The sequence below is a fragment of the Klebsiella quasipneumoniae subsp. quasipneumoniae genome, from assembly GCF_020525925.1.
GTDB classification, from domain to species: domain Bacteria; phylum Pseudomonadota; class Gammaproteobacteria; order Enterobacterales; family Enterobacteriaceae; genus Klebsiella; species Klebsiella quasipneumoniae.
Genome location: NZ_CP084876.1, coordinates 2,125,176 through 2,144,659 on the forward strand (window position 1 = coordinate 2,125,176; position 19,484 = coordinate 2,144,659).

General features: G+C 58.8%; 15 protein-coding genes and 2 pseudogenes. 9 read left to right on the top strand and 8 right to left on the bottom strand.

The window, feature by feature from the left end; translation table 11 throughout:
• Nucleotides 1-21 precede the first annotated feature (21 nt).
• The gene (locus tag LGM20_RS10290) at nucleotides 22-1,053 is read left to right on the top strand and encodes a methionine synthase (protein ID WP_023290096.1); all 1,032 of its coding nucleotides are present in this window, start codon (nucleotides 22-24) and stop codon (nucleotides 1,051-1,053) included.
• Nucleotides 1,054-1,117: 64 nt separating this feature from the next.
• Here the strand turns inward: LGM20_RS10290 and eitD are convergent, their stop codons facing one another.
• From eitD to LGM20_RS10315, 5 genes are all read right to left on the bottom strand, one after another.
• The gene (eitD, locus tag LGM20_RS10295) at nucleotides 1,118-2,350 is read right to left on the bottom strand and encodes an MFS transporter EitD (protein WP_044524068.1); all 1,233 of its coding nucleotides are present in this window, start codon (nucleotides 2,348-2,350) and stop codon (nucleotides 1,118-1,120) included.
• 11 nt (nucleotides 2,351-2,361) lie between these two features.
• Nucleotides 2,362-3,123: a siderophore ABC transporter ATP-binding protein EitC gene (gene eitC / locus LGM20_RS10300; RefSeq protein ID WP_023290094.1), complete on the bottom strand. Its 762-nt coding sequence runs from the start codon at nucleotides 3,121-3,123 to the stop codon at nucleotides 2,362-2,364.
• The gene (locus LGM20_RS10305) at nucleotides 3,123-4,160 is read right to left on the bottom strand and encodes a FecCD family ABC transporter permease (RefSeq protein ID WP_023290093.1); all 1,038 of its coding nucleotides are present in this window, start codon (nucleotides 4,158-4,160) and stop codon (nucleotides 3,123-3,125) included. The genes eitC and LGM20_RS10305 overlap by 1 nt, the downstream gene beginning before the upstream one ends.
• Nucleotides 4,160-5,158, bottom strand: coding sequence for a siderophore ABC transporter substrate-binding protein EitA (gene eitA / locus LGM20_RS10310; protein ID WP_044523833.1), 999 nt, complete (start codon nucleotides 5,156-5,158; stop codon nucleotides 4,160-4,162). The genes LGM20_RS10305 and eitA overlap by 1 nt, the downstream gene beginning before the upstream one ends.
• Nucleotides 5,159-5,315: 157 nt before the next feature.
• Nucleotides 5,316-6,227 carry a LysR family transcriptional regulator gene (locus LGM20_RS10315; RefSeq protein WP_023290091.1) on the bottom strand — a complete coding sequence of 304 codons (912 nt, stop codon included), beginning with the start codon at nucleotides 6,225-6,227 and terminating at the stop codon, nucleotides 5,316-5,318.
• Nucleotides 6,228-6,323: 96 nt separating this feature from the next.
• On the opposite strand from LGM20_RS10315, the gene LGM20_RS10320 reads away from it, so the two are divergent.
• The 4 genes from LGM20_RS10320 to LGM20_RS10335 all read left to right on the top strand — a co-directional run bounded on the left by LGM20_RS10320 (nucleotide 6,324) and on the right by LGM20_RS10335 (nucleotide 12,313).
• Nucleotides 6,324-7,319: an NAD-dependent epimerase/dehydratase family protein gene (locus tag LGM20_RS10320; RefSeq protein WP_044523830.1), complete on the top strand. Its 996-nt coding sequence runs from the start codon at nucleotides 6,324-6,326 to the stop codon at nucleotides 7,317-7,319.
• A gap of 175 nt (nucleotides 7,320-7,494) precedes the next feature.
• Nucleotides 7,495-8,031 carry a TetR/AcrR family transcriptional regulator gene (locus LGM20_RS10325; protein WP_004180363.1) on the top strand — a complete coding sequence of 179 codons (537 nt, stop codon included), beginning with the start codon at nucleotides 7,495-7,497 and terminating at the stop codon, nucleotides 8,029-8,031.
• Nucleotides 8,032-8,105: 74 nt separating this feature from the next.
• A complete protein-coding gene (locus LGM20_RS10330; protein ID WP_044523828.1) occupies nucleotides 8,106-9,215 on the top strand; it encodes an efflux RND transporter periplasmic adaptor subunit in 1,110 nt (369 codons plus the stop codon).
• Nucleotides 9,212-12,313 carry an efflux RND transporter permease subunit gene (locus LGM20_RS10335; RefSeq protein WP_044523827.1) on the top strand — a complete coding sequence of 1,034 codons (3,102 nt, stop codon included), beginning with the start codon at nucleotides 9,212-9,214 and terminating at the stop codon, nucleotides 12,311-12,313. Before LGM20_RS10330 ends, LGM20_RS10335 begins: the two co-directional genes overlap by 4 nt.
• 49 nt (nucleotides 12,314-12,362) lie before the next feature.
• Here LGM20_RS10335 and lldD read toward each other — a convergent pair whose 3' ends face one another.
• Together lldD and LGM20_RS10345 are read right to left on the bottom strand one after the other, a co-directional pair.
• Complete coding sequence (gene lldD / locus LGM20_RS10340; protein WP_044523825.1) at nucleotides 12,363-13,547, bottom strand: FMN-dependent L-lactate dehydrogenase LldD; 1,185 nt, start codon at nucleotides 13,545-13,547, stop codon at nucleotides 12,363-12,365.
• A 290-nt stretch (nucleotides 13,548-13,837) separates the two neighbouring features.
• Nucleotides 13,838-13,927 (bottom strand): annotated as a pseudogene (locus tag LGM20_RS10345) (hypothetical protein); the annotation flags it as partial.
• Between LGM20_RS10345 and LGM20_RS10350 the strand changes: the two are divergent.
• Together LGM20_RS10350 and LGM20_RS10355 are read left to right on the top strand one after the other, a co-directional pair.
• Complete coding sequence (locus LGM20_RS10350; protein ID WP_004203090.1) at nucleotides 13,926-14,123, top strand: hypothetical protein; 198 nt, start codon at nucleotides 13,926-13,928, stop codon at nucleotides 14,121-14,123. The pseudogene LGM20_RS10345 and the gene LGM20_RS10350 sit on opposite strands and share 2 nt — an antisense overlap.
• A 327-nt stretch (nucleotides 14,124-14,450) precedes the next feature.
• Nucleotides 14,451-14,768: pseudogene (locus LGM20_RS10355) on the top strand (DUF4113 domain-containing protein); the annotation flags it as partial.
• Nucleotides 14,769-14,800: 32 nt separating this feature from the next.
• On the opposite strand, the gene LGM20_RS10360 reads toward LGM20_RS10355, so the two are convergent.
• Nucleotides 14,801-16,789, bottom strand: a complete 1,989-nt coding sequence (locus tag LGM20_RS10360; RefSeq protein WP_064158382.1) for a sigma-54-dependent Fis family transcriptional regulator — start codon at nucleotides 16,787-16,789, stop codon at nucleotides 14,801-14,803.
• Nucleotides 16,790-16,992: 203 nt separating this feature from the next.
• Here LGM20_RS10360 and LGM20_RS10365 point away from each other — a divergent pair, with 203 nt between their 5' ends.
• Both LGM20_RS10365 and LGM20_RS10370 read left to right on the top strand, forming a co-directional pair.
• Nucleotides 16,993-18,444, top strand: coding sequence for a sugar porter family MFS transporter (locus tag LGM20_RS10365; RefSeq protein ID WP_044523823.1), 1,452 nt, complete (start codon nucleotides 16,993-16,995; stop codon nucleotides 18,442-18,444).
• A gap of 32 nt (nucleotides 18,445-18,476) precedes the next feature.
• Entirely contained in the window at nucleotides 18,477-19,484 is a 1,008-nt protein-coding gene (locus LGM20_RS10370; RefSeq protein ID WP_023290082.1) for a Gfo/Idh/MocA family oxidoreductase, read from the top strand.

A 19,484-nucleotide genomic window follows, 5' to 3' on the forward strand; every position in this document is an offset into this window, starting at 1 on the left:
CAAAATAAAAGGCTACTGATTATGAAAACATGGCTTCCGACATCGACCGCCGGCAGTTTACCGAAACCTTCCTGGCTGGCGCAGCCAGAGACCCTGTGGTCGCCCTGGAAACTGTCCAGCGAAGAATTACTGGCCGGCAAGCGCGACGCCCTGCGTTTGTCCCTCGACGACCAGCTGCGGGCCGGGATCGATATTGTCAGCGACGGCGAGCAAACGCGGCAGCACTTTGTCACCACCTTTATTGAGCACCTCAGCGGCGTTGATTTTGCCAAACGCGAGATCGTGAAAATTCGTAACCGCTATGAGGCCAGTGTTCCAACCGTAGTGGGCGCCGTGGAGCGCCAGAAACCGGTCTTCGTTGAGGACGCGCGCTATCTGCGTCAGCTCACCAGTCAGCCGATTAAATGGGCGCTGCCGGGCCCAATGACCATGATCGACACGCTGTATGACAACCACTATAAAAGCCGGGAAAAGCTGGCCTGGGAGTTCGCCAAAATCCTCAATCAGGAAGCGAAAGAGTTAGAGGCCGCCGGGGTCGATATTATTCAGTTCGATGAGCCGGCCTTCAACGTCTTCTTCGATGAGGTGAACGACTGGGGGATCGCCGCGCTGGAACGAGCCACCGAAGGGCTGAAGTGCGAGACGGCGGTGCATATCTGCTACGGCTACGGCATCAAGGCCAATACCGACTGGAAAAAAACGTTGGGCTCCGAGTGGCGTCAGTATGAGGAGGCCTTCCCACAGCTGCAGAAATCGTCCCTCGATATTATCTCTCTCGAGTGCCACAACTCGCGGGTGCCGATGGATCTGCTGGAACTGATCCGCGGTAAAAAGGTGATGGTCGGAGCCATCGATGTGGCCAGCCATGCTATCGAAACCCCGGAAGAGGTGGCCGCTACCCTGCGCAAGGCGCTGGCGTTCGTCGATGCCGACAAGCTCTATCCGTCCACCAACTGCGGTATGGCGCCGCTGCCGCGCCAGGTTGCGACCGGCAAACTTCACGCCTTAAGCGCCGGCGCCGAGATCGTTCGCCGCGAGCTGGCGGCACAATAAGGCGGGCTGGCCTCCGTGCGCTTCTCCCGGTTAACTTCCTGAGCGGGCCGTTGCCCGCACAGCGTCAGGTTGCCGCCAGTGGGCGGCAGATCGCCCGCAGGGCCACGGCGCTGCACAACGGAAACAGCGCCAGCAGAAGCCAGGGATAGACCGCCTGCGGCGAGGGGGTGAGCGCCTGGTCCAGCATAGGGCCGAGCAGCAAATTCCCGGCTAACACCGCGCAACCCCCCGCCGTGGCGAGCGCCCCGTAGTGGGCGCCCAGCGTCGACTCCTCGGCGAACAGCGGGATCAGATCCTTGGCTGAGGGCACCAGCAGCATCTGGCCGAGGGTGAGCAGCGTGACAAAGCAGGCCGACGGCAATAATCGCAGCCAGCCTTCGGCGGGCGACGAGGCGGCGAATAACGCCACGCTGACAAAAGAAGCCGACAGCAGCAGAAAGCCCACCGGCAGAATGCGCACGGCGCCAATACGTCGGGCGAAACGGGCGAGAGGAAGCTGCAGGGTAATAATCAATAGCGAGGCCAGCATAAAAAGCGGCGCCAGATCCTGCTCACGGCCGCCGGCGCGTTGGATCTCCACCGGCAGGGCGAGGTAAAGCTGGTTATAGCTCAACAGCCATGAGCTGTAGGCGATAATAAACGCGACAAAGCGCGGCTGACGCAAAGGTGTCCACCACGGCACCCGGCTGCGCGTTTGTGTCCGCTGCCCGTCGGCGGGCAGACAGAAAAAGAGCACCAGCAGCGCCAGAAGAAATAGCCCCGCGCCGGCGAGGGCGATATGCCGAAAGCCGATCCCGCTCAGCAGCCCTCCGGCCACCGGGCCGATAACCGCCCCCAGTTCACCGCACACTGCAAACAGCGCAAACCACTCGGCGCGGCTGCGTTTTCCGTTGGCCTGGCTGTGGGTACCGGTCCGCGCCAGCAGGGCCTCGATCGACGGGGAAAACAGCGCTCCGCCGACGCCGGTCAGGCAGGCGCCGAGGATAATAGACTCCAGCGTTGTGCCGCACGCCAGCAGCAGATAGCCGGCGACGCGAACCACGCAGCCGGCGAGGATGATCGCCTTAGCGCCATAGCGGTCGGCCAGCGTCCCGCCGATGATAAACATGCCCTGCTGGGAGAAGGTGCGCAGCCCGAGGATCAGGCCGATAAGCCCGCCGGAGAGCAGCATCTCGTCGCGCAGGAAGAGGGCAAGGAAAGGGACGACCGCATAAAAGCCAATATTAAAAACGAACTGGCTTCCCAGTAAAACGGGAGGCCAGAGGGTCGCCGCAGGGCGCAGGGAGAAGAGAGGCATATACGCCAAACCTAAACGATGAAATGAATGTGCTTTTTACCGTGGTACGGGGAGATCTCGATTTTGGTTTTCACCCGGAAAACGTCCCACAGCAGCGCTTCGGACAAAATCTCCTCCGGCGTCCCGCTGGCGAGGATCTGCCCCTGCTGCATCACGATCAGCGAATCGCAGAACATCGCGGCATGATTAAGATCGTGAATGGCCACAATGCTGGTCACCGGCAGCTCGCTGATCAACTGCATCAGCTGCATTTGATGGTGAATATCCAGATGGTTGGTGGGTTCATCCAGCAGGATCTCGCTCGGGTTCTGCGCCAGGGCGCGGGCGATATGCACCCGCTGCCGCTCGCCGCCGGAGAGGCTCAGCCATCCCTGGTCGCTTTTCTCCAGCATCGCCACCCGCTGCAGCGCGGCGGTGACCGCCTCGTCATCCTGAGCGCTCCAGTTTGAGAACGGCGAGTGATGCGGAATACGCCCCAGGCGCACGACGTCGCGCACCCGCATATTGGCCTCGGTCATGCCGTGTTGCTCGACGAACGCCACCCGGCGGGCGAGCTGCTTTTTCGCCATCCTGGCGATGTCCTGGCCGTCGAGGGTGACGCGACCCGCATCCGGGCGGCGCAGGCCCGCCAGAACCCGCAGCAGCGAGGATTTGCCGCAGCCGTTGGGCCCCAGCAGTCCCACCGTTTCGCCGCGCGACACCCGCAGCGAGACCGTGTTGACGATGACCTTTTTGCCTGCCTTCCAGGTGATATTTTCAGCGCAAATACTCATCACTTATTCCTTGAGCGGTAGATAATCACGGCGAAGAAAGGCACCCCAACCAGAGCGGTCACCACCCCGACCGGCAGACTTTGCGGGGCAATCAGCAGGCGCGAGGCAATGTCCGCCAGCACCATCAGGATCGCCCCCGCCAGCGCGCTGGCGATCAGCAACGTCCGGTGCAACGGGCCAAAGAAGAAGCGCATCACGTGGGGCACCACCAGGCCGACAAAGCCGATCGAGCCGGCCATGCTGACGATGGTGGCGGTGATCACCGCCGCAGTAGTGAAGAGGATCAGGCGCACGCGCGGCACGGCAATGCCCAGCGAAGCGGCGGCATCGTCGCCGAAGGTGAACGCGTCCAGCGCCCGGGCATACCACAGGCAGACCGCCAGGCCCGCGAGAACCACCACCAGGACCAGCTGGAATTCGGGCCAGCGGACGCCGCTGAAGCTGCCCAGCAGCCAGAACATCACATCGCGCGCCTGCTGCGCGCTGGCGGAGGTGCTGATGGTGTAGGCCGTGAGAGCGTTAAATAACTGCGAGGCGGCGACGCCCGCCAGGATGGTGCGCTCATTGCCGCCGCGCGCGCCGTTGGTCAGAAAGGCGACAAAGGCGAAGGCGGCGAAGGCTCCGGCAAACGCCCCGGCGGAGAGGGAGATCGCCCCGGCGCCAAGGCCCAGCACCACGATTGATACCGCGCCGGTGGAGGCCCCGGCGGAGACGCCGAGGACGTAGGGCTCCGCGAGGGCGTTCTTCAGGAGGCTTTGCAGCACGGCGCCGCAGATAGCCAGGCCGGCGCCGCAGCAGGCGGCGACCAGGGCGCGGCTGAGGCGGAAGTCCCAGATGACGCTCTCGTAGATACGATTGAGAGGCACCGCGGTTAAGCCGGTTTTATTGCTGATAGCGTAAAAGACGTTGTGCAGCGGGATGGGCAGTTCGCCAACGCTGACGCCTACCGCTATCACCAGCGCCAGCGCGAACACTGCCACGACGCACCAGCCGGTGAGCAGCATGCTGCGGCGCGTCTGAAGCACTGCGACGCTCATCAGTTAAGCCCCATTTTTCTCAGCTGTTCGCCCACCTGTTCCGCGCCGTAGAGGGTGCGGATGGTCGGATTCATCGCCTGGCCGTCCATCACCACGATATGGCCTTTTTTCACTGCCTCCAGCTGGCTGACGGCGGGATCGCTTTTGAGGAATTTGATCTTCTCCTCGGCCTTATCCAGCGCCCAGCGGTTACGATCCAGGCTTGAGACCACGATCACGTCCGGGTTGGCGGCAATGATGCTCTCCCAGCTCACCGTGGGCCATTCGGTCTCGGCGGTAATGGCGTTATGTCCGCCCAGCACGCTGGCGATAAAGCCGGAGGCGCTGTTTTTGCCGCCGACATAGGCATCGGCCGACGGCGAGGCGCTGGAGAACCAGAAGACGAAGGAGAGATCTTTTTTGCTTTTACCGAACTCCTGACGCAGGTCGGCTTCACGTTTTTTGAAATCGGCGATCAGCGCCTGGCCACGATCTTCCACGTTGAAAATGCGGGCAAAATCGCTAATTTCCTGATACAGCCAGGTCATGTCCCACAGCTTCTGCCGGCTGCCGTACATATCGCCGGTAGCCTTTTGGGTGGCGCACATCCCCGGCGACACGTAGCTGTTCACGCCGACGGTCGCGAGATCTTCACGCTTGGCGACTTTGCTTTCTGGCCCCAGCAGCAGCGGCAACTGGGCGGGAACGAAATCGGGATTTTGCGCCAGTACGGATTCCAGGCTCGGGATTTCCACCGTCAGGGTTTTAATCTTCGCGTTTTGCTCAGCCAGCTGCGGTAATACCCTGGTCGGCCAGAAGGCGCTGGCCACCACCTGCTTTTGCAGCCCAAGCAGCAGCAGGATTTCGACCGTATTTTGCCCCAGCGCGACCACGCGCTCCGGCGGCCGGGTGAAGGTCTCCTGATAGCCACAGTTTTCAATCGTCAGGGGGTAGGTTGTTGCCAGCGCGGAACTGACGGCGGTGAACATCAAGCCTAACGCGCAGAGGACCTTCTTCATTAAACGCTATCCTTGTAAACAGGCGAGTGGATGACCAGCAAATGGAAGTAATGCAAATGAAACTCATTATTGAGGCGGGGTTTTATACAATGCCGTATTTACAGTGTCAATGAGTGACTATTTCAGCAGGGAAGGAGTTACCCGCGAGGCGGGTGGCTCAGCGCGCCAGTGGGCCGCGAATATACGCCTGCAACCCCTCGGCGAGGAAATCAAATACTCGCTTACAGGCGGGGCTATGGCGCAGGTCCTCATGCATCACCAGCCAGGTCTCGAGATACAGAGAAAAGTCGGCCGCCAGCACTCGCCGCAGGGGAATGATGCCGTCGGCAAGGGGCGCCTGGCAGATGCCGATCCCCGCCCCGGCGCGGATCAGGCTCAGCTGGGCGAGGTCGCTATCGGTGCGCATCGCGAAGGCCTCGCGCTGGAAACGGGGGTAGCGCTCAAGCGCCCGGCGAACGAGGGGCGTGGCGCTGTCGAAACCAATCAGCGCGTGACCGTCAAGCTCCTCAGGCGTAGCGGGCCGACCCCGGCGGGTCAGATAGGCATCGGCGGCATGCAGCCCGAGCTCGATCCTGCCGAGACGCCGCGCGATAAGCTGCTCCTGCTGCGGAGCGACCATCCGCACCGCGATATCCGCCTCCCGGTGAAGCAGATCCTGAAACCGATTGGAGAGCATCAGTTCGATGACGATATTCGGGCACGCCTGCCTGAGCCGGGCAATCAGCGGCGGCAGCACCTCGGCGCCGACCACCTCGCTGGCGGCCACGCGCACCACGCCACGCAGATCGGTTCTGTCGCGACTAAAGTTGGCCGCCGTGCGTGCCAGCGCCCGGGCGGTGTTGGCCATCGCCTCGGCGTGCACCCGCAGCGCCAGCGCCGCGTCGGTCGCCAGCAGGCCGGTCTGCGAACGGGTAAATAAGGCCTGGCCGAGGGCGGCTTCCAGCCCGGCGATATGGCGTCCCGCCGTCGGCTGGGTGATGTTCAAAGTGCGCGATGCGCCCGATAAAGAGCCTTCCTGCAGGACGGCGAGAAAGGTTCGGTACCACTCCCAGGGAATAGAGGTATTCATACAAAAATGTATAGCCGCTCGATGATGATATGCAATTTCATTTGATATGAGCCGCAGGTAGGCTGTCAAGCATCCATTAGCGAACGGGGAAAGACGATGAACAGCAGCGGCAAGGTCCTTATTCTGGGAGCAAGCGGGGGCATAGGCGGGGAAGTGGCCCGCCGGCTGGCGGCGGACAACTGGCAGGTTCGGGCGCTGAAGCGCGGCGCCCAGGTGCGCAGCCGCGAAGAGGGGATGCAGTGGATAGCCGGCGACGCGCTGGATGCCGGGCAGGTGGCGGCGGCTGCTGCCGGTTGCGACGTGATCGTCCATGCGGTCAATCCGCCGGGATACCGGCACTGGCGGAAACAGGTACTGCCTATGCTGCGCAACACCCTGCAGGCCGCCGAACAGCAGCGGGCGTTAGTTGTCCTGCCCGGCACGGTCTATAACTATGGACCGGATGCCTTTCCGCTGATTGCGGAAGAGGCCGCACAACAGCCGGTGACCCGCAAAGGCGCTATCCGGGTGGAGATGGAGCAGGCGCTGGAGGATTATGTGCAGCGCGGCGGCCGGGCGTTGATTGTCCGGGCGGGGGATTTTTTTGGTCCGCGCGCCGGGAATAGCTGGTTTTCCCAGGGGCTGATCAGGCCCGGTCAGCTTCCCGGCGTCATTCGCCGCCCGGGGGCGATCGGCGTGGGGCACCAGTGGGCCTGGCTGCCCGACGTCGCCGCCACCATCGCCGCGCTGCTGGCCCGCAGGCATGAGCTTGAGCCGTTTGCCCGCTTCCATATGCAGGGCCACTGGGACCCGGACGGCAGCGAAATGAGCCAGGCGATCCAGCGGGTGGTCGCCCACTATGGCGGCAGAGCGGTAGTGAAGTCCTTTCCCTGGTGGCTGGTGAAGCTGGCGGCGCCCTTCAACGCCACCCTGCGCGAAATGGTCGAGATGCACTATCTCTGGCGTCTGCCGGTACGCCTGCGCAACGATAAGCTGGTGGCCTTTTTAGGCGCGGAGCCGCATACCCCGCTCGATCGTGCCGTACATATGACGCTGCAAGGCCTGGGCTGTCTGCCCGCCGGCGCGATAAATAATGAGGCGCGTGAGGCGTAACGCGGCGAGAGAGAGGATCAGAGCGGGGCGTTATTGTGACCAAATCATAAAAACGTCACTCGTTGTCAAACGATAGCGATCGCATTAAGCTAAACAAATGACGAAAAATACCCCCACCCCAGCAAGCCGTGGTCCCCTTGACCACAGCGTTCGCGACCAGATTCTTGACGCGGCCATGGCGCACTTTAGTCGCTATGGCTATGAAAAGACCACGGTCACCGATCTCGCCAAAGCAATAGGCTTTTCCAAAGCCTATATCTACAAGTTTTTCGACTCCAAGCAGGCGATTGGCGAGGCAATCTGCGCCAGCCGGCTGGAGAAGATCATGGTGGCGGTCAGCGAGGCCATCGCCGATGCCCCCTCCGCCAGCGAAAAGCTGCGCCGCCTCTTCCGGGCGCTGACCGAGGCCGGCAGTGAACTGTTTTTCGAGGATCGCAAACTGTACGACATCGCCGCCGTCGCGGCGCGCGATAAATGGCCCTCAACGGAGCAGTATGCCGGTCATCTGCAGCAGCTGATTGGTCAAATTCTTGTCGAAGGCCGCCAGGCGGGCGAGTTCGAGCGCAAAACTCCGCTGGATGAGGCGACCCTGGCGGTCTATATGGTGATGTGTCCTTTCATCAACCCGGTGCAGCTGCAATACAATCTCGACACCGCGCCTACCGCGGCGGTGCTGCTTGCCTCCCTCATCCTGAGAAGTCTCTCCCCCTGATTAGTGACTATTGACTTTATTGGTCACTCGTCTGAGAATGCGCTCACCAACCGGTCTTTTCATTAAGGTGACCCATGCTCAGGCTCAACGCCGTCCATTTTGCCGTCTGCCTCCTGCCGTTGGCCCTCACGGGCTGCGGCGAACCTGCCGACCATGACGATCCCCGCACGCGGCCGCCGCTGGTGCGGGTGGCCACCGTCGAGCGCGCGGAGGCCAGCTCGCGAGTCTTTACCGGCGTGGTGGTGGCTCGTACCCAAAGCGACCTCGGCTTCAGGGTGGCGGGAAAAGTCCTTGAACGGCTGGTAGAGACCGGGCAGAGCGTCCGGCGCGGTCAACTGCTGTTGCGCCTGGATCCGGCTGATCTTGCCCTGCAGGCGCAGTCCCAACAGCGGGCGGTCGACGCCGCGCGGGCACGAGCCAAAAAGGCGGCTAACGATCTTGCCCGCTATCGCGGCCTGGTGGCCAGCGGCGCCGTCTCGGCGGCGGAGTTCGATCAGATCAACGCGGCGGCAGAGGCGGCGAGAGCCGACCTCAGCGCGGCCCAGGCGCAGGCAAACGTGGCGCAAAACGCCACCGGCTATGCCGGACTGCTGGCGGATGCTGACGGCGTGGTGGTGGAAACGCTCGCCGAGCCGGGGCAGGTGGTCAGCGCCGGGCAGGTGGTGATCCGCCTGGCGCGAGCGGGGCAGCGCGAAGCGCGGGTGCAGCTTCCGGAGACGCTGCGCCCGGCGGTCGGCAGCGAGGCGCTGGCGACACGCTATGGCAGCGAATCTCAGCCGGTCACCGCAACCATGCGCCTGCTTTCGGACGCAGCTGACGCCGCCACCCGCACCTTTGAAGCGCGCTATGTGCTGAACGGCGCGCTGGCGAACGCCCCGCTGGGGTCTACCGTAACCCTGCGCATCGGCAACGACCAGGGGCCAGGCGAGGTGCTGGAGGTGCCCCTGGCGTCAGTCTACGATCCGGGCAACGGCCCTGGCGTCTGGCGCGTTGCCTCCCGCCCGGCCACCGTCTCCTGGCAACCGGTGACGGTGGTCGGCCTGAATGATGAAACGGCGCGAGTGACCGGTCCGCTGAAGCCCGGGGAGCCGATCGTCGCTCTGGGCGCCCATCTTCTGCACCAGGGCGAGGCGGTGCGGCTGGCGGAACGACGCGAGCATACTGCCGCCGGGAGCCAGCCATGAGCGACGGACGTTTTAATCTCTCCGCGCTGGCCGTCCGCGAGCGGTCGGTGACCCTGTTTTTGATTATCCTTATTTCGGTCGCCGGGCTGGTGGCCTTCTTCGGGCTCGGGCGGGCGGAAGATCCGCCCTTCACTGTCAAGCAAATGACGGTCATCGCCGTCTGGCCGGGCGCCACCGCGCAGGAGATGCAGGATCAGGTCGCCGAGCCGCTGGAGAAACGGCTCCAGGAGCTGAAGTGGTACGATCGCACCGAGACCTATACCCGCCCCGGGATGGCGTTGATCACCTTATCGCTGCAGGATCAGACCCCACCTTCCGAGGTGCCGGAGCAGTTTTATCAGGCGCGCAAGAAGCTGGGCGATGAGGCGAAAAACCTGCCTGCCGGCGTCTCCGGTCCGATGATGAATGACGAATTCGCCGATGTCACCTTTGCCCTTTTTGCGCTGAAAGCGCGGGGAGAGCCGCCCCGGCAGCTGGTGCGTGACGCCGAAACCCTGCGCCAGCAGCTGCTGCATGTTCCCGGGGTGAAAAAAGTGAATATTCTCGGCGAACAGGCGGAGCGCATTTATCTCTCGTTTTCTCATGGCCGTCTCGCCACCCTGGGGCTCTCGCCGGAGGCGATTTTTGCCGCGCTGAACAATCAGAATGTGCTGACCGCGGCCGGGGCTATCGAGACCCGCGGCGGGCAGATCTTTATCCGCCTCGACGGGGCGTTCGACCGCCTGCAGCAGATCCGCGACACGCCGATAATTGCCGGGGGCAGAACGCTGAAGCTCGCCGATGTCGCCACGGTTGAGCGGGGGTATGAAGATCCCGCCACCTTCCTGATCCGCAATCAGGGCGAACCGGCGCTGCTGCTTGGCGTGGTGATGCGCGAGGGCTGGAATGGCCTGGCGCTGGGGAAAGCGCTGGACGCCGAAACGGCCAGCATCAATCAGAGCCTGCCGCTCGGCATGTCGTTGACGAAAGTGACCGATCAGTCGGTGAATATCAGCGCCGCGGTCGATGAGTTCATGATCAAATTCTTTGTCGCCCTGCTGGTGGTGATGACGGTGTGCTTTGTCAGCATGGGATGGCGCGTGGGGGTGGTGGTCGCGGCGGCGGTGCCGCTCACCCTGGCCGTAGTGTTTGTGGTGATGGCGGCTACCGGCAAAAACTTCGACCGCATCACCCTCGGGTCGCTGATCCTCGCCCTGGGGCTGCTGGTGGATGATGCCATTATCGCCATCGAAATGATGGTGGTCAAAATGGAGGAGGGGTATGACCGCCTCAAAGCCTCGGCTTATGCCTGGAGCCATACCGCGGCGCCGATGCTGGCCGGCACCCTGGTGACGGCGGTGGGCTTTATGCCCAACGGGTTTGCGCAATCCACCGCCGGGGAGTATGCCAGCAATGTGTTCTGGATCGTCGGTATCGCGCTGATTGCCTCCTGGATTGTGGCGGTGATCTTTACCCCCTGGCTGGGCGTGCACCTGCTGCCGGAGAGGAAATCCGCGGCGGCGGGCCACGCCGCGCTGTATGACACCCCACGCTATCAGCGCTTTCGCCGGCTGCTGACCCGGGTTATCGCCCGCAAATGGCGCGTGGCCGCCGGGGTGGTGGTGCTGTTTATGGTGGCGTTACTGGGAATGAGCGTGGTGAAAAAGCAGTTTTTCCCCACCTCCGATCGCCCGGAAGTGCTGGTTGAGGTGCAGATGCCTTACGGGTCGTCGATTATTCAGACCAGCGCCGCGACGGCGAATATTGAGCGCTGGCTGCAGCAGCAGCCGGAAGCGAAGATTGTCACCAGCTATATCGGCCAGGGCGCGCCGCGCTTTTACCTGGCGATGGCCCCGGAGTTGCCGGACCCCTCCTTTGCCAAACTGGTGGTATTGACCGACGGCCCGGCCTCTCGCGAGGCGCTTAAGCTGCGGCTGCGGGAGGCGGTGGCCAATGGCCTGGCGCCGCAGGCGCGGGTGCGCGTCACGCAGCTGGTTTTTGGTCCTTATTCGCCGTATCCGGTCGCCTGGCGGGTGATGGGGCCCGATCCGCACACCCTGCGCGACATCGCCGATCGGGTGAAATCGGTGCTGCAGGCCAGTCCGCTGATGCGCACCGTCAATAGCGACTGGGGTTCGCGCGTGCCGGTGATGCATTTCAGCCTCAATCAGGACCGGCTGCAGGCGAGTGGGCTCAGCTCCCAGGCCGTCGCCCGGCAGCTGCAGTTCTTGCTGTCAGGGATCCCCATCACCACCGTCCGGGAAGATATTCGCGCCGTGCAGGTCATCGGCCGCGCGGCGGGGGATATCCGTCTGGATCCGGCGAAAATCGCCGATTTCACCCTGGTGGGCAGCGACGGGCAGCGAGTTCCCTTGTCGCAGATCGGTGAAGTCGAGATCAGGATGGAAGAACCCCTGCTCCGTCGTCGCGACCGCACGCCGACCATTACCGTCCGGGGCGATGTCGCGGATAACCTGCAGCCGCCGGATGTCTCCACCGCGCTGATGACGTCGCTGCAGCCCATTATCGACTCCCTGCCGCCGGGGTATCGCATCGAGACGGCGGGGTCAATCGAGGAGTCCGGCAAAGCCACCCGGGCGATGGTGCCGTTATTTCCGATCATGATCGCCCTCACGCTGCTGATCATTATCCTGCAGGTGCGCTCCCTGTCGGCGATGGTCATGGTCTTCCTGACCGCCCCGCTGGGGCTGATTGGCGTGGTGCCGACGCTGCTGCTGTTCAATCAGCCGTTTGGCATCAATGCCCTTGTGGGCCTGATCGCCCTGTCGGGGATCCTGATGCGAAATACGCTGATCCTGATTGGTCAAATCCACCATAACCAGCAGGCGGGGCTCGATCCGTTCCACGCGGTGGTGGAGGCGACGGTGCAGCGAGCCCGCCCGGTTCTGCTGACCGCGCTGGCGGCGATCCTGGCGTTCATTCCGCTGACGCATTCGGTTTTCTGGGGGACGCTCGCCTATACGCTGATTGGCGGGACGCTGGGGGGAACCATCATGACCCTTATCTTCCTGCCGGCCATGTATGCGATCTGGTTCCGCATCCGCCCGGAGCGCCCGGCTGACGCAGCGCAACGGCCGGCGCTGGACCCGCAGGGGTAATTTCGGTTGCCGGGCCAAGGCACGCGGTCACGCCCGGCCCCGGGCTGCGTCAGGCAGATAAGGATACCGGGACCGCACGGCTGCGCTGGTGATCTTTTTCCAGCCGGTCGAGGCAATCGAGGCTGATGGCCGAGGGGGAGGTGGCGCCGGTGAGGGTCATGGTGACCTTCATATCCTCGGCAAATAAGCGCAGCAGGTGCGCCACGCCCGCTTCGCCCGCGGCGGCCAGGGCATAAATATAGGCCCGACCAAGCAGGACCCCCTTCGCGCCGAGGGCGAGCAGGCGAATAACGTCCACGCCGGAGCGCACTCCGGAGTCGGCAAGGACCGTCAGATCGTCGCCGACCGCCTCCGCCACCCGCGGCAGCGCCCGGGCGGTGGGGATGGCGCCATCGAGCTGTCTGCCGCCGTGATTGGAGACCACAATGCCGTCGGCGCCCAGCCGCACGGCATTGCGCGCATCCTCGGCATCAAGGATCCCTTTGATGATCAGCTTTCCTGGCCAGCTGTCGCGGATCCACTCCAGATCGTGCCAGGCGATGGACGGGTCGAAGTTGTTGCTGATGAACCCCATATAGTCGTCCATGGTCATTTTGTGGCCGGTATAGGCTTCGATATTACCGAACGACAGAGGCCTGCCCGCCAGGCCGACGTTCATTGCCCAGCGCGGGTGGGTGCAGGCCTGAAGATACTGTCGCAAGGTGGCGTGCGGCCCGGACATTCCTGAGCGGTTGTCCCGATACCGTGAGCCGGGGATCGGCATATCGACAGTGAATACCAGGGTTTTCATGCCGGCGGCCCAGGCGCGCTCCAGCGCGTTACGCATGTAGCCGCGATCTTTCAGGACGTACAGCTGGGACCAGAGCGCGCCACTGGCGTGGCTCGCCACCTCCTCAATGGAGCAGACCGACACGGTGGACAGCGTGTAAGGGATCCCGGCGCGGGAGGCGGCGCGGGCCGCCTGGACTTCGCCGCGGCGGGCATACATGCCGGTGGCGCCGACCGGCCCCAGCGCCACGGGCATCGCCCATGGGGCATCAAGGATGGTGGTGGCCAGCGTCGGTTCACCCGCCCCGCACAGCACGCGCTGGCGAAGGGCGACCGAGGCGAGCTCGGCGGCATTGGCGTTCATGGTATTTTCCGCCACCGCGCCACCGTCAATATAGTCAAAAAGGAAACGGGGCAGACGGCGACGAGCGGCTTCGCGATAATCGCTGGGGGCTGAAACAATCATAATTATATCCTTATGTCTTTTAACCTAAGTGGATGTTCTGCAGGCAAAAAAACTATAGGCTTCTTAAAATCGTTGGGGAAATGAAATATTAGCATCTCAGCCATTCCCTAATGGAATAATCTGGATTCGTCGCTTAAAGGGTTATTTCTTTTTTTTGCCTCAGGCACGCGCGTTATTTTTATTTATTTCCGCGAAGCGTGAATTCGGCCAAATAAAAGACCCGACGTGGTGCGACAGCGTTATGCGCTATCGCCATAGCAAGGAAGCGAGGTCAACTCGGCGCCTGACTTTTCCAGCATGCGTAAAGAAAGTGAATTTGAAATGGAGCAGTGGCTATCTTTTGCTAGCCTTTCTGATGAGGACAGACGGAGCGACACCATGAAAGATAAAGATGAACAAACGGCATTGATTGGCATGGCTATCGGCGCGGCGGTCATTAGCTTAGTGGCGACCCAAAAGCAGATTAATCAGGGGAGCATCGTGGATGAGCTGGTGCGGCTGGGCAGACAGAAGGGAGATGGGGTGGAGGATGAGGTCTTTGTCCAGGCCGCCCGCCTGGTGAGAAAAGGGACCTAGCCAACCGATAGCCTTCCTGACTACCCGTTTCATCGCGGTTTACATCCCCCCCGATCGCGGCCACGTCTCCGCCAGGCCGCGACCGCCCCTGCCGAAAGCGTCGCGCCTTGACGCTTTCTTCTCACGCTTTCTCATTCCGCAGGCCAGCGCCTGTTCAGCGCGCATGGCCGCTTAGTGACGCCGTCACCAGATGCGAAGCCCGAAGAGGTAATCGACGAGCTGCGAAATCAGCAAGTCGCGCTGGCCGGCGGACTGAGTAACCCGGGTGGTGCAAATGGCAACGGTGAATGAAAAGCTTCAGGATTAATCGATAGCGCATGCGATATGGATAGCCGGGACATAATTACCGCGGCGACGAAATGCCTCGATGCAGTCTGGCGAGACGGGCATCGCTATCAGAAAGCAGGCGTTATGCTTGGGGAATTCTACAGCCAGGGCGTAGCGCAACTTAACCTCTTCGATGATAACGCTCCACGGAGGAACAGCGAGAAACTGATGAAAGTTCTCGCCCAACTCAACGCAAAGGACGGAAGGGGAACGCTGTATTTTGCAGAACAGGGGATCCAGGCTGCCTGGCAGATGAAGCGAGAAATGCTCTCGCCTCGATATACGACAAGATTTGCCGATTTACTTAAAGTGAGATGAGTTAATATGCCCTCTAAAATTAGAATTATTATTTAGCACTCAGGATTGAGTTTTCGATATTCATTTGCCTCAATATCGTAGCGCTTTAATTTATTGTAAAGTGCTCCACGTGAAAGATTAAGTGCGATAGCAACCTGTCGCAGATTACCTTTTTTCTCTATCAGACAGCGTTCAATGATCATTTTTTCACTATCCTTAAGATTATAGTTTTTTGTGCGTCCATCATGAACAGCCAAAGCATTACAGACAGAATTCTGTAATTCATCGGGTAAGTCTTTATCATTTATTACCTCAGCTTCTGTGAGGTTTATTGTTCGTTCGACGATGTTCTCCAGTTCTCTAACATTACCTGGCCAGTCGTAGTTTTCCATATGACTAAGGGCTGAATCTGAAAATTTCACGCAGTTTCGATTGAATGCTCGACTGATTTTTTCGCAAAACCATTCTACTAGTTCTCTAAGATCTTCTTTTCTTGCTCTTAATGGTGGAATAGGCAAGCTAATAACATTAAGACGAAAATAGAGGTCACGGCGGAAGGAACCATGTTCGATATCTTTTTTTAGATCCCGATTGGTTGCAGCAATAATTCTGACGTTAACCTTCATCGGACGCTTGCCGCCTATACGCATCACTTCACCTTCTTGCAATACTCTCAAAAGGCTAGCCTGCGCTTCAAGTGGCATATCGCCTATTTCGTCCAGAAATAGTGTACCACCATCAGCAAGCTCGAATTTCCCCGCTGCACCACCTCGCTTTGAACCAGTATATGCACCATCCTCATAGCCAAATAATTCACTCTGCACGAGATCTCGAGGAATAGCACCACAGTTAACCGCGAGAAAAGGTCCTGAATTACGATGACTACCGTTATGAATTGACTGAGCAAAAAGCTCTTTTCCTGTTCCGCTTTCTCCAGTCAGGAGAACAGTACTATCGCTTCGCCCGACGCTTCGGGCCTTATTGCGTGTATCCTGCATCACACGTGACTCACCGAGGATCATATCGAAGTTGTAGATGGCGGTACTACCAATAACACGATGAGCCATGTCGCGTACGCGTCGGTTGTCACGCATCGAAATCACTCGACCACCTTCAGGCGTGATGACTACAGAGATCACACATGAAATACGAGAATCAGATACGGGGCAGAACGTAATATTACGGTCTTTACTGGCTGGTAATGCTTTAACTGAACAGCCATCTGGGCATAATACTTCGTCAACATCGCGAAAAAGGACATCTTCCTGAATACCTAATACCTTACGGGCATAACAATTTAACTGACGAATCACCCCCAACTCGCTGATAACCAAAACCCCTTCATTAAGTGACTCCATCACCGACTCCTGCTCGTTTACCAACCGACGCAGAATAAGTTGCTGAGATATCGCTTCTGCGGCAGCCTGAACTGTGCCTAACGTATGGTAATGGAAACAACCAGGATCAGCAGTAAGGGTCAGAATGCCAAGCATTCCACCGTTTTCATCTCTGATGGGAGCTGCCGCGCAATGTTTACCTCGTACGCGTAGCGCTTCTTTATAGTTCTCAGCGCTCAGCAAATAGACCAGCCGGTTCTCTTTGAGACAACGTCCAGTACAGTTTGTACCTTGTACCGTTTCGCAAAGAATACTACCGATCGGCGTCAAGTCCTGGCCGCAATAATGTAGGGTCACTCCGTTAGCATCTGTCAGGTTGATATGTCCATCAGGGTTGTAGGCCAGCAAGTTACGCATGATTTCACGAGCGATGGAAATCAGTAGTGAATTTCTCGCCATGATTCGGCGCAGTTCCCCCTGTTCGCAAAATTGATATTCGAAGTGATGCGCATCTATGCCATTGGTATGGCTTCGTAGCCATGATGCATGAACAACAGAGCGTAATCCTTTAGGTTTTTCCCCCTTTTCGAACTCTGCCCAGGCTCTATCCAGTTCATCGGTGTATTGAGCAAAATCTTGTTCATGGTTAAGCCGGGCAATCCGCTCGCATTCTTCATCCCAGATATCACTGATGCTTTGGCTCATCTATTTCATTCTCTGTAAATTTTAATATGTTCATTCTATATACATGTTGTGTCATTGTGTCTTTTTTATGAACATATTGTGATCGTTATCTATTTTTATTTCTTTATGAAACATCGAGATGCGATTTGGCACATCTGTTGCTATTAGAACAGTGTCTCCCTACAAAGACATAAACTAGAAAAATCAATATGGAGTAAAATGAAATGTCTACACGAAAGCACAACGTGCCTTACCTCATATTCATATGTGCCATTGCATCTATTAGCGGGATCATACTCGGTTACGATGCTTCCGTTATTTCTGGCGTCATAGATCCGCTTACTGAACATTTGTCACTCTCACCAGCGGAAAGCGGATGGGCAGTTTCAAACGTCATTCTGGGTTGTATTGCGGGTGCCTGGGGGGTCGGACGCTTCACAGACCGTTTTGGCCGCAAAGTAACCTTGATCGTCACAGCTATTCTGTTCACCATTTCCGCTATCGGGTCGGCATTAGCCAATGATCTCACCTGGTTTGTTATCTACCGTATGATTGGCGGATTGGCCGTGGGTATGGCATCAGCTGTTACCCCTCTCTATATCGCGGAAGTATCCCCGAAAGACCTTCGTGGTCGGATGCTGGGAATGCAGCAGATGCTGATGGTAGGCGGTCAATTAGTTGTTTACATCGTAAATTACCTGATTGCCAGAGGAATGGCGCATGAATGGGTCGTGTCTATGGGCTGGCGTTGGATGCTGGCATCTGCACTCATTCCCTGCGTGCTATTCCTTGTGATGGCTTTCTTTATGCCAGAATCGCCACGCTGGTATGCGATGCGCAACCAGAGAGAAAAGTCACTGAAGGTACTGACCTCGCTGTCCAACCCAGGACATGCCGAGCGTTTATATGCTGATATTCGCATCTCCATCGCCACCGATTCTGCTTTGCAGAGTACACCAACATCTCATGGCATTCTGCGGGATAAAAAATCGTCTTACATCCTGTGGATAGGCTGCGCTATCGCCGTCTTACAGCAGGTCTCCGGCATCAATATCCTGATGTACTTTGCGCCTTCACTTCTACAAAACGTTACCGGAAACACACAGGATTCCCTCTTTCAGAGTATTTTCCTTGGCCTCGCACTATTGGCTGGAGTGAGCATTGCGCTGGTGGCCTTTGACCGCGTCGGACGAATCCCCTTGCTACGCTGGGGGGCATTGGGCTGTGCTGCCTTCCTGTTATTCACCTCATGGGCCTTTATGAGTGAAGCAAAAGGGTATCTCCCGGTCGTCGGCTTAGTCGGATTTATTTTTGTGTTTGGTATGTCCTGGAGCCTCGGAGCCTGGTTACTGATATCTGAGATCTTCCCTAATCGCATGCGGGCCGTTGCCATGGGTTATGCGTTTTGCTCCCTGTGGATTTCGAACTTCATCGTTACTCAGAGCTTCCCGATGATGAACCGCAATCCTGTATTAATGGAGCATTTCCATGGGGCATTCCCTCTGCTGTTATGCAGCGGATTCAGCATTATCGCTTTCTGGTTTGTTGGCCGTTTTCTGCCGGAAACCAAGGGTGTTTCGCTGGAACATATCGAACCGTTAATGCTTTCAAAATCCCGTCGGTTTGGCGGCGAGCAGGAGATGCTCGTCACGCCAAAATCTGTTTCGCAAAAATAATTAACCAATACCCTATATCTAAGGAGAATGAGATGTCAGTTAAAAACATTGTACGCATCGGTCTTATTGGCGCAGGTCGTATGGGCAGTTTTCATGGTGAAACTGTTGCTCAACGTGTACCAGGCGCAACTCTGATTGCCGTTGCCGATCCGGTTCCGGGCGCAGCAGAAAAATTAGCCGCCAGACTGGGAGCAAAAAAATCGTATACGGATCCGCAAGATCTGCTGAACGATCCTGAAATCGATGCCGTTGTGATCGCTTCTCCGGCACGTACCCACGCTGAACTGGTCGTCGCCGCAGCCAAAGCGGGTAAAGGTGTATTTTGTGAGAAGCCAATGGCAGTCACCCTGGAAGATGCAGATAAAGCCATTAATGCGGCTAAAACAGCCGGAGTTGCTCTACAGGTAGGTTTCAACCGTCGATTTGCTAGTGGTTTTGCTACAGCGTATGAAGAGATAAAAGCGGGTAAAATTGGCGTACCACAACTGTTGCGTTCAACGACTCGCGACCCCGGTCTGGGGGATCCAACGCCAATCCCGCACTGGACCATTTTCCTTGAAACACTGATCCACGATTTTGACATCCTGCTGCACCTTAATCCGGGCGCGAAACCCACCCGTGTTTATGCGGTTGCCGATGCATTAGTGCGGCCCGATTTTAAAGATCGTGGCCTGCTGGACACCGCAGTCGTGAATATTTGCTTCGACAATGGTGCGTTCGCCACTGCTGAAGCTAACTTCCAGGCAGTGTATGGCTATGACGTTCGTGGTGAGGTTTTCGGTAGTAAAGGTATGTTACAGGCAGGAAATATCAATGTGAACAACTGCGTGCGTTACACCGCTGACGGTATCTCTATTGACACAGCACGTCGTGATACTGACCTACTTCATGATGCCTATGTTGCAGAAGTGACCGACTTCGTACATTGCGTTGCAACGGGCGCCACGCCGAAAGCATCCGGTGAAGATGCACGTAATGCATTGGAAGTCGCGCTGGCATGTATCGCATCTGTTCAACAGTCTCAGCCGATTAAGCTCTAA